Origin of the sequence: Chryseobacterium sp. KCF3-3 (assembly GCF_045865955.1) — a bacterium.
In the GTDB taxonomy this organism is placed as follows: domain Bacteria; phylum Bacteroidota; class Bacteroidia; order Flavobacteriales; family Weeksellaceae; genus Chryseobacterium.
In genome coordinates this window covers 811,699-826,250 of sequence record NZ_AP035792.1, presented here as the reverse complement: position 1 = coordinate 826,250, position 14,552 = coordinate 811,699, and the positions used below count along the sequence as shown (strand labels likewise).

General features: G+C 33.9%; 11 protein-coding genes and 1 pseudogene. 5 read left to right on the top strand and 7 right to left on the bottom strand.

Annotated features, from left to right (window positions below):
• Positions 1–39: 39 nt before the first annotated feature.
• Genes hemH through ACKTTZ_RS03720 form a run of 3 tightly spaced genes read right to left on the bottom strand, consistent with a single transcriptional unit; the run spans position 40 to position 2,500 of the window.
• Positions 40–1,068, bottom strand: a complete 1,029-nt coding sequence (hemH, locus tag ACKTTZ_RS03730) for a ferrochelatase (RefSeq protein WP_407847407.1) — start codon at positions 1,066–1,068, stop codon at positions 40–42.
• 15 nt (positions 1,069–1,083) lie between these two features.
• Positions 1,084–1,611, bottom strand: a complete 528-nt coding sequence (locus ACKTTZ_RS03725; protein ID WP_407847405.1) for an NADPH-dependent FMN reductase — start codon at positions 1,609–1,611, stop codon at positions 1,084–1,086.
• 10 nt (positions 1,612–1,621) lie between these two features.
• Positions 1,622–2,500: an iron-sulfur cluster biogenesis protein NfuA gene (locus ACKTTZ_RS03720; RefSeq protein ID WP_034694953.1), complete on the bottom strand. Its 879-nt coding sequence runs from the start codon at positions 2,498–2,500 to the stop codon at positions 1,622–1,624.
• Between the two features lie 162 nt (positions 2,501–2,662).
• Between ACKTTZ_RS03720 and ACKTTZ_RS03715 the strand changes: the two genes are divergently transcribed.
• Entirely contained in the window at positions 2,663–3,199 is a 537-nt protein-coding gene (locus ACKTTZ_RS03715) for a gamma carbonic anhydrase family protein (protein WP_034694954.1), read from the top strand.
• Positions 3,200–3,487: 288 nt separating this feature from the next.
• Here ACKTTZ_RS03715 and ACKTTZ_RS03710 read toward each other — a convergent pair whose 3' ends face one another.
• The gene (locus tag ACKTTZ_RS03710; protein ID WP_034694956.1) at positions 3,488–3,940 is read right to left on the bottom strand and encodes a hypothetical protein; all 453 of its coding nucleotides are present in this window, start codon (positions 3,938–3,940) and stop codon (positions 3,488–3,490) included.
• Positions 3,941–4,022: 82 nt separating this feature from the next.
• Here ACKTTZ_RS03710 and ACKTTZ_RS03705 point away from each other — a divergent pair, with 82 nt between their 5' ends.
• On the top strand, positions 4,023–6,149 hold the full coding sequence (locus ACKTTZ_RS03705; RefSeq protein ID WP_034694957.1) for a helix-turn-helix domain-containing protein: 2,127 nt from the start codon (positions 4,023–4,025) through the stop codon (positions 6,147–6,149).
• 36 nt (positions 6,150–6,185) lie between these two features.
• On the opposite strand, the gene ACKTTZ_RS03700 is transcribed toward ACKTTZ_RS03705, so the two are convergent.
• Positions 6,186–7,034, bottom strand: coding sequence for a M12 family metallopeptidase (locus ACKTTZ_RS03700; protein ID WP_034694959.1), 849 nt, complete (start codon positions 7,032–7,034; stop codon positions 6,186–6,188).
• Positions 7,035–7,339: 305 nt separating this feature from the next.
• On the opposite strand from ACKTTZ_RS03700, the gene ACKTTZ_RS03695 reads away from it, so the two are divergent.
• The gene (locus tag ACKTTZ_RS03695; protein ID WP_253317437.1) at positions 7,340–8,344 is read left to right on the top strand and encodes an LLM class flavin-dependent oxidoreductase; all 1,005 of its coding nucleotides are present in this window, start codon (positions 7,340–7,342) and stop codon (positions 8,342–8,344) included.
• Positions 8,345–8,412: 68 nt separating this feature from the next.
• The gene (gene ribB / locus ACKTTZ_RS03690; RefSeq protein WP_034694964.1) at positions 8,413–9,534 is read left to right on the top strand and encodes a 3,4-dihydroxy-2-butanone-4-phosphate synthase; all 1,122 of its coding nucleotides are present in this window, start codon (positions 8,413–8,415) and stop codon (positions 9,532–9,534) included.
• Between the two features lie 227 nt (positions 9,535–9,761).
• On the opposite strand, the pseudogene ACKTTZ_RS03685 reads toward ribB, so the two are convergent.
• Positions 9,762–10,601: pseudogene (locus tag ACKTTZ_RS03685) on the bottom strand (IS982 family transposase).
• A gap of 421 nt (positions 10,602–11,022) precedes the next feature.
• Between ACKTTZ_RS03685 and ACKTTZ_RS03680 the strand changes: the two are divergent.
• Complete coding sequence (locus ACKTTZ_RS03680; protein ID WP_407847400.1) at positions 11,023–12,255, top strand: M12 family metallopeptidase; 1,233 nt, start codon at positions 11,023–11,025, stop codon at positions 12,253–12,255.
• Between the two features lie 1,302 nt (positions 12,256–13,557).
• On the opposite strand, the gene fmt is transcribed toward ACKTTZ_RS03680, so the two are convergent.
• Entirely contained in the window at positions 13,558–14,505 is a 948-nt protein-coding gene (gene fmt / locus ACKTTZ_RS03675; RefSeq protein ID WP_407847398.1) for a methionyl-tRNA formyltransferase, read from the bottom strand.
• Positions 14,506–14,552 lie beyond the last annotated feature (47 nt).

Sequence of the window (14,552 nt, the reverse complement as noted above, 5' to 3'; positions counted from 1 at the left end):
TAAATCTTGCGGCCTTTTGTATATTTTAAGTAAAGAAGGTTATACCAAATAAAAATCATTCAGTTTTTCTTCACAAAGCGTTTTTACAACTTCAATCCATCGGTCTTCATCATTCAGACATGGAATGTAATGGAAGTTTTCACCTCCACCATGCATAAACTGCTCTTTCCCTTCTACAGAAATCTCTTCCAGAGTCTCAAGACAGTCGGAAACGAATGCCGGACATACAACAGCCAGGTTTTTTATTCCCTTTTTGCCAATGGTCTCCAGGGTTTCGTCTGTATATGGCTCAATCCACTTGTCTTTTCCTAATCTTGACTGGAAAGAAACAATCGTTTTCTCTTTAGGTAAATTCAATTTATCAATGACAAGCTGTGTCGTTTTATAACATTGATGACGATAGCAGAACTGATGACTTGGATTATCCTCTCTGGAACAACAGTCATTAAGGTTACAGGTCTTCGTAGGATCTGTTTTATAAATATGTCTTTCCGGAACTCCATGATAAGAAAACTGCAGGGCATCAAAATTTTCAGGAAGCTTCTCTTTTATACTTTCTGCAAGGCAGTTGATATAAATATCTCTGTTGTAGAAAGGCTGAATGTAATTGATCTTTATAGTTGGAAAATTCTTTTTTCTCACTTCTTCTGCTTTTTCAATCACGGTTTCCGTGGTACTCATTGCATATTGAGGATATAGTGGAAAAAGAACAATTTCAGTGACTCCCTGATCAACCAGTTTCCGGATACCAGCTTCAATGCTTGGTTGTGCATATCTCATTCCGATTTCCACAGGAACATCTACCACTTTCTGAAGTTTTTTCTGAATTTGTTCAGTAATCACAATCAGCGGAGAACCTTCATCCGTCCAAACCGTTTTATAGGCTTCAGCAGATTTTGCAGGTCTTGTTTTCAGAATGATTCCCTGTACAAGAAGTGCACGAAAGATCCAACGGTAATCAATCACTCTTTCGTCCATCAGAAACTCATCAAGATATTCCTTTACGTCGTTTACAGAAGTTGATCTCGGTGATCCGAGGTTGACTAGTAAAATTCCTTTCTTATTCAATATTCTAAATTTTAATTATGAAACAGAGCTTTTAAAATCTGTTACTAATTTTAATACTTTGGCAAAGGTATTACTTTCCAGTAAGCCATTGCCGTCAAATTTGCCTTTTATCCCTTTTATTAATGTCTGATGTTTATCATCTGCTACCGCTCCAAGAGTTTTTAAAATTAATAATAACTCTTCGTGACCTCTTTCTCCACTGGCAGAAGCGGTAATTACAGCAACAGGTTTCTCAGAAAATATTGTTGTGGAAACACACCATTCCAATAAATTTTTTAATCTTCCCGGGATACTGAAAATATATTCCGGTGTGGAAAAAATGACACCTGCTGAGTTTTTAATATCCTCTCTGATTTTCAGAACTTCTTCCGGAGTATGATTATCCGTTAATGCCGTATCAAAATGCGGAAGAACAGAAAGATCAGTATATATTTGGAAATTTTTATTGTCTATCCTTTCCAATACCTGCTCCATCAGTTTCTGATTGCTGGAGTTTTCAGAAGCACTTCCTATAATGATTACAATTTTCTTTCCGGGAGGCATTTTAACTGTTTTATCCGTTTACGGCTTCCACTCTTTCTACTAAGTCCGGAACGAATTGTTTTAAAATATTTTCAATTCCGTTTTTCAAAGTAGCAGTAGAACTTGGACATCCGGAGCATGCGCCCTGTAGAAGCATTTTAGCTGTTTTACTTTCCTGATCATATTCCATCAGAGAAATTTTTCCACCATCATTTTCCACAGCAGGAGCTACATATTCATTTAAAATGTCAGAAATTTTCTGCTCATCCTCTGTATAATCTCTGTTGATAATTTTTTCAACTGGATTTTCATGTTTCTGAGGTTCTATTTTTGAAATTTCACCTCCGTTCTGAAGATATTCGGCAATAAGCGCACGAACAGTCATCATTACCTGGTGCCATTCTACAGAATTATTTCTTGTAACCGCTACAAAGTTGTCCGAAATGAAAACTTCCGTTGCAAAATCAAACTCTTTAAAAATAGCCAGCGCCAAAGGAACTTCCTCAGCAGCTTCTTTCGATTTTACTTCCACAAAACCATCCATCAGTAATTTGCTTGATACAAACTTCATTACATTTGGATTCGGAGTCATTTCAGCATAAATCTGATACATTTCTTTTTTCTTCTGAAGATAAATTCTCGGGTTGGCCAGTAATTCATCCTCAATTACATTTTTCAGACTTTCAGCAACATGTTCCCATTCTATGGTATCCTGCTTTGCTACTGCTACAAAATTAGCGGTAATGAAAACTCTTTCCACAAAAGGATAATTGAAAAGTTCCTGTGCTAAAGGAATTTCCGAAATATCTGAATTTCTGTCCAGTTCTAAAGACCCTGGGATGAGGTTGTAATCTGCTACAAATTTCATCACTTTTGGGTTTTCAGTTGGTTCTATAAGTACGGTACGCATTTTTTCGTTAAATTTGAGATACAAAAATACGCATTAGAAGTTAGAAGCTGAAAATTGAGAGTTAGATTTTTGCTATCACTGTAATTTAGAAGTTAGATATCAGAAAAGATAGTGTATTTTAATTTTCAATTGGGCACATTTTCACATTTTCAAATTAATATTATGGCACTAATAAAACAGCTTTTAGGAAAAGCACCACAGATCGGAGAGAATACTTTTTTAGCAGAAACTGCAACTATTATTGGCGATGTTACAATGGGAAAAGACTGCAGTGTCTGGTATAATGCAGTGATCAGAGGTGATGTTCACTATATCAAAATGGGTGACAAAGTGAATGTTCAGGATAATGCAATGTTGCACTGTACGTATCAGAAATATCCTTTGAATATCGGGAACAATGTTTCTATAGGACATAATGCCATTGTTCATGGATGTACCATTAAAGATAATGTACTGATTGGGATGGGAGCTATTGTGATGGATGATTGTCTGGTAGAAGAAAACTCCATTGTAGGAGCAGGTTCTGTAGTGACTCAGGGAACTCACATTAAATCCGGAGAAGTTTGGGGAGGAGTTCCTGCAAGAAAAATCAAAGATATCAATGCCCAGTTACTGGAAGGAGAAGTGAACAGAATTGCGGATAACTATGTGAAATATTCATCATGGTATAAAGAGAATGTGAAGGATCATCAATTTTAGGATATTAAGTGAATAGTGAATAGTGAATAGTGAATAGTCAATTCGCTGCGCTTGTCAATTATTTTGCGATCAGAATTCACCATTCATTTGCGAAGCAAAATTCACTTATTGACTATGAAATAGTGAAAGGTGAATCGTCAATCCGCTACGCTTGTCAATTTTTTTGGTGTCAAAAATTCACCATTCACTTGCGAAGCAAAATTCACCATTGATCTATTTAAAATAAATATAAAAGCTCTGTTCTGAAACAGAGCTTTTTCGATTTGATATAGAACCTTTGCTTTATTGTTAATTATTATCCGGTGTAATAAGCCTGATCTTACCATTGATACATTTGAGTGATGTAGGTGGCTCGATCATCATACAGTCAGATGTAATATTATACTTTTCATTAAAAGCTTTCACTTTATCCGTATACTCATTCACCCTTGGTAAGAAAGTCGCTTCTATTTTCTTAGGATAGGCAATGTATTGCTGAGGTCCGCCACAGGCTTTTGATCCCATAGGAGCAAATGCCCATTGGCTGGCATCCGTACATTTTTCTCCTGATACTTCAGATTCAATAGAAGCTTTTAATCTATCCAGCTGTGCCTGTTCATATTTCTGACTGTCTTCGTCAGCAGGTCTGTCAGCTATATCAATGGGAAGATTGGTATTGGCACTCTTTGATGTATTACACGAAACTAAAGTTAATGTAGTACACAATACTATTGCCGGGATATGAAAGAATAATTTTTTCACAATAAACTTTTTTCTTTTTAAGAATTTTCAAAACTTATGCCAAGGTAAGAAATTCAAATTCATTTCCGTATTTTTGACGAAGATGAATAATCATTTTTTTGACTTAATAGAATATACGAACAGAAGCGTTTTTTTAACCGGGAAAGCCGGAACAGGAAAGACGACATTTCTTAATGACTTTGTAAGGCGTACAAAGAAAAAGCATATTGTAGTAGCTCCCACGGGAATTGCTGCCATTAATGCAGGAGGAGTAACCATCCATTCCATGTTTGGACTGCCCTTAAGAACCTTTCTTCCTACTACAGAAAGGATAGATACCAGTTTGGCTAATAATATTGCCGATCTGATGCCCCATTTCAAATACCGTAAAGACAAACTGAAACTTCTGAGAGAAGTTGAAATTATTATCATTGATGAGGTTTCAATGTTGAGGGCTGATGTTCTGGATATGATGGATTTTTCTTTGAGATTCATCAGAAGGAATAATCAGAGATTTGGAGGTGTACAAATGCTTTTTATCGGGGATTTGTTTCAGCTTCCTCCGGTAGTGAGGGATGAGCATATCCTGAAAATGTATTACAACTCACCTTTCTTTTTTGACAGTCATGCCATTAAAGAAATTCCTATTGTTACCATTGAACTGACAAAAGTGTACAGACAGTCTGACGAAGAGTTTCTGGAAATTCTGAACGCTATCCGTGATGGTGATGTGGATAATATAGATTTCAATCATCTCAATGAAAGGTATGATCCTGACTTTGATATGGGAAAAGAATCTTATGTATATCTGTGTTCCCACAACAAAATGGCAGATGAGATCAATCAGGAAAAACTGACAGAAATAAAAGTTGATCCTCAGGTGTATGAAGCTAAATTGGTAGGCGATTTCAAAGAAAACCAATTTCCGAACGAACAGTTTTTAGAACTGAAAATTGGAGCTCAGATCATGTTTATCCGAAATGATATTTCCGGTGAGAAGAAATATTTTAACGGAAAACTAGGCGAGATCATCGGATTGGATGAAAATGAAATCCGTGTTGTACTGGACGAAAGTGAAAATGAAATTGTTGTCAAAAGAGAAACCTGGGAACAGAAAAAATATTTCCTTGATACAGATAAAAATATCCAGGAAGAAGTGTTGGGAAGTTTCGAGCAGTTTCCAATCAAATTAGCATGGGCGGTTACGATTCATAAAAGTCAGGGATTAACGTTTGATAAAGTGATTATTGATGCCGGAAAGAGTTTCACTGCCGGTCAGGTCTATGTAGCTTTATCCCGTTGCAGAACTTTGGAAGGAATAGTTTTAAAATCAAAAATTACTCCCGAAGTTATTTTCAAGGATAACAGGATTTTACATTTCCACACGGATACGATTGCCAATGACCATGTGGAGGCGATTCTGAATCAGGAAAAATATGATTACAGTATCAGAAAAGTATTACGTACATTAGACTGTACATGGTTTTTGAAAGAAGTGGAAGAGTGGAATAACCTTTCCATCGTTACCAAGAATATTGATCACGTTAAAACCAAACAGCTTTATCTTCAGTTGAAACATGAAGCGGTAAATCTTGGAAAGATATTTGAGAAATTGGAACGTATCATTTTTCAGAAAGTCAATAATTTTATTGAAAAGAAAGAAGAGTGGTCCGAAATTGAGAGTAAATCAAAAGGTGCTGTTAATTTCTTTTTTACAGAAACCAGAAATAAAATTTTCGATCCTTTAAAAGAATTTTATGCCGAAATAAAAGGTGCGAAAGGTCTAAAACAATATAACGAAGAATTTAAAAGCTGGTTGGAAGACATTGAAGAATATCTGAACAGTCTGAGAGAGATACATCTTCTTGAAACTAAACTTTTAGATGAAAAGAATGACAAAGAAATCAATCTGAAAATTGCTAAAGTTCCGTCACAAGTTTTAACTTTCCAGCTGTTTGAACAAGGAAAAACGATCGGAGAAATTGCCTTAGAAAGAGGTTTGGTGAAAGAAACTGTTATCGGACATCTTGCCAAATTTGCAGAACAGGGATTGCTGGATATCGCCAGAGTCATTACTTCAGATAAAATCAAAGCCTTTGAAGATGAGTTCTACAAAAATCCACACGAAACTTTAACCGAGTGGAAGAATGCATTGCCCAATCATTTTGAATTTAACGAAATCAGGATTTTAATTAATCATTATAATTATAAAAAAGAAAAGAACTCATAAGAGTTCTTTTTTTATGGATTGATGATTCTTAAAAATTTAAGGATACATCGCATTGATGGTATTGATATCTCCGGTAGTAAATCCGGTTCTGTTATAAGTAAAATTGCTGTTATCAGCTCTGGTAATCGTTGGTAAGCCATTTTTAGAATAAGAGGTTGGCCAGTACATCATCACAGAGTTAATATTAAACGGTCCTATATCTGTTCCGGAATTATAAATATTGAAATTATAAGATTGTCCGTTTTGAATATTATTCCACAGAATCTTTACATATTGATCTCTGTCTTTACGTGTATGTTCATGGTAAAGTCCCACAGTATGCCCCATTTCATGAATGACTGAACCTACAGAAATGTATTGGTCCAAAGAAACAGTTTGTTTTCCGCCCTGATACCCGATATGCGCCCATCCATCAGATCCTGATGAGCTTCCGAAAATAAATTCAACATAATTAGACTGATTGGTGCGGTAGATCCACTGAGTATTGGTTTTATTATTATACTCGCTGATTGCAGAATTAATTTTATTGACGTTGATAGAACCCATATTGCTGGCAATGGTATAGTAAATTTTACCATTAGGCCATCTTGAATAGCTGGCGCCGCCTTTATTAACTTCATTCCCTTCTGATAATTGTTTGTCGGTAAGAACAATATCTCCCTGGAAAAAATTCATTCCGTTTTTTCTTTCATAGGTAATTTCCTGGCCGTTCAATTGTCCTTTTTTTACATTCTCTGCGTTGAATGCATTGGTTTGAGCTTCAGAAGTAATTTCTTCATTGTTTTTACTGCAAGACGAAAATGTAGCAGCAATAAGAAAACTCATAAAGACAGCTTTTCCTGTCAGCATCTGCTTATAAAACAGGCTGTTTGTTTTTTTGTTCATATTAAAGTTTTTAAAAATTTGGTATACGAATATAATGAATATGTCTCTTTTTATTGAATTATTTTTGTTAAAATAAAGTTTTTAACATTATTATTTACTTTAAAAATTACATAGGCAAAATCAAATAAACAAAAATTTTATTCCAATAGTTTTTCCCTGAACTGATCCATTGTTTTTATTAATTACAAAAAGTAACTAATGCAGTTTTTAAGTTTTAAATTTGTATGGTTTTAAGAACCAATTTAGAATTATGAAATTGACAGAGGAGATTCCTTATCACCTTTGGAAAAATTAACGATCTCAATATGAAAAATTTTGAAATTTCTGTTTTAGATCTTGCACCGGTAAAGCAAGGCAAAAGCATTCATGATACTTTTCAGGACAGCTTATCATTAGCCAATCACGCTGAAAATTTAAATTATAAAAGATTCTGGCTGGCAGAACACCACAATATGGAAAGTATTGCAAGCTCTGCAACTTCTGTTTTAATAGGTTTCATCGCCAATGGAACGAAAACAATCAGAGTAGGTTCAGGAGGAATTATGCTTCCCAACCACAGTTCTCTGATCATTGCAGAACAATTTGGAACTTTGGAGTCTTTATTTCCAGGAAGAATAGACCTTGGATTAGGGAGAGCTCCGGGAACAGATGGGCTAACAGCTCAGGCTTTAGGAAGAAATCCTGCGATCATCAACGAACAGTTTCCAAGACAGATCCTTGAGCTTCAAAGATATTTCTCAAAAGAAAATTCAGATGCGATGGTTCGTGCTATTCCGGGAGAAGGGTTGGATATTCCGCTTTATATTCTGGGATCAAGTACAGATAGTGCATGGCTGGCTGCAGAACTAGGTTTGCCATACGCATTTGCAGGACATTTTGCTCCTGAGCAGATGGAAATGGCTTTTAAAATATATAGAGAACATTTCGAGCCTTCAAAATATGCAGACAAACCTTATATCATTGCTTGTGTAAATGGGGTAGCGGCTGAAACATCCGAAGAAGCCCATAAAATCTCGACGACTTTATTCCAGGCATTTATCAATATTGTAAGAAACGACAGAAAACCTTTTGCTCCACCCGTGGATGACATGGATGAAATCTGGTCGCCAATGGAAAAATCTATGGTTTTGCAGAAACTGAGATATACGTTTATCGGAGATCAGGCTGAAGTTCAGGAAAAGCTTAAAGATTTTCAGGAAAGATTCCAGGTAGATGAACTGATGATTAATTCACATATCTACGATCATCAGAAAAGATTGAGATCTTACGAGATTTTCAGAGAGGCGGCAGACTCTTTATCCAAAGCGTAATAAACCATACATAATTAATTGGCAGATGCTTATTTTTATGAGTATCTTTGCACAAATAAAAAGTAAACATGTCCGATATTAAATTAAATACTATTCCAGAGGCTATTGAAGACCTTAAAAATGGTAAAATAATCATAGTAGTAGATGATGAAGACAGAGAGAATGAAGGTGATTTTCTATGTGCAGCAGAACTGACAACACCGGAAATTATCAATTTTATGGCGCTTCACGGAAGAGGACTGATCTGTATGCCGCTTCCTGAAAAAAGATGTGATGAGCTAGGCCTTGAAGTAATGGTAAGCAGAAGCAGCGATCCTAAAGAAACTGCTTTCACCGTATCGGTTGACCTTTTGGGTAACGGAACATCTACCGGAATTTCTGCAGGGGACAGAGCAAAAACTATTTTAGCACTGATGGATGAAAAATCCAAGCCTACAGACTTTATGAGACCTGGTCACATTTTCCCGCTTCGTGCAAGAAAAGGTGGAGTATTAAAAAGAGCCGGACATACTGAAGCTGCGATTGATCTTACGCATTTAGCAGGATTGAAAGAAGGAGGAGTAATCTGTGAGATCATGAATGAAGACGGAACAATGTCTCGTCTTCCTGAACTTCACGCTTTTGCTCAAAAACATGATATGAAGATCGTTTCTATCGAAGATCTGATCCACTATCAGCTTAAAAAAGGAAATCTGGTAGAAAGACTTGAAGAGAAAAAAGTGAAAACGCACTACGGTGATTTTGATTTTTATGCTTTCAGAGAGACTTCCAATGATCAAATCCACTTTGCATTGACAAAAGGAGCTTGGACAGTAGATGAGCCTGTTTTGGTAAGAGTACAGTCTTCAGATTCTTATTTTGATGTATTAACCAGACTGAACAACGGTGAAAAACCATTGTTGGAAAAAGTAACAGGTATGGTTAATGAAGCTGGAAAAGGAGCTATTATTTTTATCAACAACGTTTCTAATTCTGAAAATACATTAAGAAAGCTTCAGCAGTTCCTGAACTATCAGGACGGGCAGGAGCAGCATCCTACATTAGCATACAATTACAGAGACTATGGAATTGGAACGCAGATCTTAAAGAATTTAGGAATCAACAAGTTTAAAGTAATCACTCAAAACCCTAATATCAAACCTCAGGTTGGAGGATATGATGTAGAGGTGACTGAGATGGTACAACTATAGTTAATGAATGGTCAATAGTGAATTGTTTTCACAATAAATGACTGTTTGTAATACAAATTTATAAGGTTTAGGATTTTTCTAAACCTTTTTTTATTTTTTATATTCTGAAACATTAAGGGTGTATTAAGATAAGCTTCACTTTAAGCTTAAAAATCAGAATGATTCATCTTAGCTGCACTTTATTTCTTAAATCTTTCCTGATGGTTTAAACTATAGAATCAAATATTTTAAAGAAGTAATTTTATATTTAATATGATATTAACCCGTGGTGCATTTAAGTTGTTAATATTTCTATTGTTTAGTCTATTAATCCATTGTATAATAGTCAGCGCTATTATCTTGGCAATATCTTGTTCTTGAATCTATTAAATAATTTTGCATAGTTTCTTCTAAATCATATAATTGATCACACAATTGTGAAAATAGGGTTTCAATGTGCTTTCTCGATTTTCTAAAAATATAAGGCTGTAGCTTATATCTATGCTGATTTTTTCGCATAGGCACTTCAATATTAATCTGATTGTAAGTAAATAAATCTCTTTGATAGTCAATGCTCAAATAACCTTTATCACCTAATATCGTACAATTTTGATACAATTGTTTTATATCCTTTAGATAATGAATATCATGTACAGGAGCCTATGTTAAATCAAAATCAGTAAAAATCCCTTCAACAATGTATACAGCATGCAAATTATAGCTATAATAAGTGCTATTTTGTGAGGCCAAAACCCTTTATCTGGGCTGGTAAAGTAGTTTTCCCTACCAACTCTACTTCGGGAATATCTGCTTAATTTGCATATTTCCAATGGCATACTATCTGCAATGTAATAATCACCAACTGATAGGTTTGCTGCTATTTTTTGTCATAATGAATCCCGATAAGTAAACAAGTTGCGCTTTCTATGATTATAAACACTACGATCTATCTTTGATGATAAATGATAAGGTAACTTTCTGAATAAGTCTCGTTCGGAATCAATACCCATAAATTCTGAAGTTAAGTCTAGGGAGATTAACTCAAGATCTGACAATTTGGGCTTAGGAATTTGAGTCAAAAAATTCATTTTACTTTCTATTTTTATCAGGGTCTTTAATATTTTTTCATAATTTGCAGTGAAGCTGTTCATTTTTAATCGTTTGTTAGGCAATTAAATTCAGGTAACTATCTAGTAATAAGTTGGTTGTATTTTTTATGAATGCACCACGGGTAATTACTATATCCATTTTTGGTATTCCTTTCGTATAGTTTTGTGCTGGAGGATTTTATTTTGTGGTTTTGATTCTGAATAATACAGATCCACAAATTGAATCATAATAATTTTGTTTAAAACAATACAAAAAACTATAAGGCACATACTTTTTTAGTATAGTATCAATTTGCTTTAAAAACTTTTAGAATGATATTCGTATATGAGAAAAAGTATTTTGAATTAATAGACTTTCTCTCTACTTTTGGAATTCATAAAAAACATAAACAATTAATGTATGAAAAAAAAATTTTTGCAAATTTATTTAATTTTAGCAGGTCTTCTAATCTTATCATGTCACGAAGAGGCTCCCACCCCTACTTGTTCTTCTACAAGTGTTCATGATAAGGCTGTTAATGAGTTTGTTACGTTGTGGCCTGGTGGGATTATCCCTTATCAATTTAGTTCAAATTTTCCTGAAGGAAAAAAAAGCATTGTTACTGGAGCAATGGATACTTGGGAAGCTTTAACCAAAGCAATTCATTTTAGACCTAAAAATAATAATGATACAAATTATGTTACAATAAACTGGGTTTCAGGAAATACTTGTAATTCAAGTTTGGGTAGTAAAGTAAGAGGAAGTAATATGAATTTTTCAGATTATTGTAGAGTAAGTGCTTCTTATTTTCATGAAATTGGACATTTAATTGGAATGATTCATGAGCACCAGCGTACAGACAGATATTCTAGTTTGTCATTTGATGATGCAACTCTTGAAATTTTAGCAGGTGAAGGAGGGGTTAGCCCGAGTACTATTGATGCAATAGTTTCCCAGGTTCACCAAATGAATACAATTGCTTATTTAAATAACACAATCTATCCGAATGCTGTTGTTGATATTCCTTTTGATAAAAATTCAATCATGATGTATGGCTCGAAATTAAGTAATCCAAGTAGCTCAATTTTTCAATATTTAACTACAAAAAACTTGGACCTGTTTAAAGATAAATCATGTAATACAATTGCTCCACCAAACACAATTTCGAATAATGATATTAGAAAAGTGCAACTTCTCTATCCAAAAGTTTTTATTATTAAAAATTATACCAACATAAATTTTAATAATATAAGGGTTAGATTAAAAGATGGACACGATTTTACTCAAACTATTGCACCTGGTGCAACTTTTATCCTTCATTATAATCCGGAAAACGGATATTATTATTATAAAGATCATAATGGAGAAAAGATTGTTCAGCAATTAGACTTTAACAATGGTAGTTCTTCAGATGATATGAATTTTGAATGGGGTGCGGCAAATCATATAACTTATAGATCAAATAGTAATACTATCACAACAATTGCAACTGGTATTAATAATACACCAAATAATATTATTACTTCAGATGCAATTGATTCAGATGGAGTTAATGGATCAAGTTCAGTTAGATTTAAAATGTCTGTAGGTTCTTTTGATGATGGAAATATTAAATCTCCTCTTGCTATAATTTGTGATTTGAGAAACGGATAACATTAACATAACCAAATATTACTATTAATTTCCATAGTACTTATTTTCATATTGGAATGGTGATAAACCCAAAAAACAAAATCTTATTGGCAAATGGACAGCTTTTAAAGAGTTCATTAGGATTTGCATAATCATTTCTTAAAATTAGATTCCCTGGAAATTTTCCGGGGATTTTTTATCTATAGTATTAGCCTATTTTAGGAATTTTTATACTAACATTCATATTTGAGAAAATATACTTTGAATCAATAGACTTTCTTTCTACTTTTGGAAGACGAAATTAATAAAGTTTCGTGAATCGTGTTTGCTGCTATAAAGATAGAAATAGCAGATTTTTTTTGTGATCTTATAAAAGTTCTAATTCACAAAATAATATAGTTCACCTAAATTGTTTGTAAAAAATCAATCAGTTTCAAAAACTTTTAGAGCCTGTCTAAATTTTATTTGGAAATTTTGTTAAAGGCTTCCTGAGATTGGATATTTGAAAAAAAAGAATGCAATACCCAACATATTTGTAAGTTTCGATTCTCTAAAATACAAATTATTGCAACTAAAAATAAATAAAACATATTGTATTAATTTGGTAATCAGTATTTAAGGAGCAGCTAATTACCATTTTTAAGACCTAAAATTACCTGAAATAGTGTTCTAATTACCAATCAGAACATGAATAATATAGAAAATTAGAAATATATGTCTTTGAAACGGATTTATTTTCCAACTAACTTTAATATTTTATGGTTACCAGAAGCTCGGTGGTCTTTGGTATTTTTTTAAGTTTCTTTACCTGTGGTGCATTTAAGCAATTCGTGTTTTTAAGTTGTTAATATTTCTATTGTTTAGTTTATTAATCCATTGTATAACAGTTAGCACCATTATCTTATATAATATCCTGTTATTGAACTTATTAAATAATTTGCATAGTTTCTTCTAATCATAAATTGATCGAACAATTGTGAAAACAAGTTGCGCTTTCTACGATTATAAACACTACGATCTATCTTTGATGATAGATGACAAGGTAACTTTCTGAATAAATCTCGTTCGGAATCAATACCCATAAATTCTGAAGTTAAGTCTAGGGAGATTAACTCAAGATCTGACAATCTGGGCTTAGGAATTTGATTCAAAAAATTCATTTTACTTTCTATTTTTATCAGGGTCTTTAATATTTTTTTATAATTTGCAGTGAAGCTGTTCATATTTAATCGTTTGTTAGGCAATTAAATTTAGGTATTTATCTAATAATGAGCAGATTCTATTTTTTTCCTAAATGCACCAAGGGTGATATTAATATCATTTTTAAGCTAATGTAATTCCGTCAAAATTTCGGAAGCCATTCAGAAAATCTTTTACCATCATTCTTTTTTTACCTTCCAATTGAAGTTCCAAAGGATAGTAAATTCCGTCCTGGGTATAGATTTTAAATTCATTCTTAGAAATATCGAGACTTCCGGCTGGTTTTCCGTGATCAGAAAGTTCAAATTTACCCCCGAATATTTTTAAGCCCTTTTCTTCATTGTCAATTTTTAAAGTGGTGAAAGCTGCAGGATAAGGCGACATTCCCAGAATAAACTGATGAACGGTTTTTGAAGGTTGTTCCCAATTGATTCTCGTATCTTCCTTGAAAATTTTATAAGCATTTTTAGGATGCTCAACGTGTGGCTGAGGTTTTTCTTCAATAGCATTTTCAGCAAGGCCATCTAATGTTTTAACAACAAGATCTGAACCCATTTCCATCAATCTGTCGTGAAGACTTCCTGCATTTTCGTCCGGTAAAATTTCCATTTCCTGCTGAAGAAGAATATTACCTACATCTATTTTTTCATTGATGAAGAAAGTAGTTGCTCCGGATTTTTCTTCTCCGTTGATCACTGCGTAATTGATAGGCGCAGCACCTCTGTAATCAGGAAGTAATGAAGCATGAAGATTGAAAGTTCCCATTTTAGGCATTTCAAAAAGTACTTTAGGCATCATTCTGAATGCTACCACTACAAAAACATCAGCATCCAGTTTTCTAAGTTCTTCCAGAAACTCAGGGTTTCTCAATTTTTCCGGCTGGAAAACAGGAATATTGTTTTCTTCTGCATAGATTTTTACAGGTGACTGGTGAATTTTCTGTCCACGCCCGCTTGCCTTATCGGCCACAGTTACAACACCTACCACCTGATGGTGAGATTGATGGATTGCCTCCAAAGAAGTTTTTGCAAACTCAGGAGTCCCTAAAAAAACGACTTTCAATGATTTCATACTGCAAAGATAAGTTTTTGAGCTGAGAGTCGGAAGGTATTAGCGTG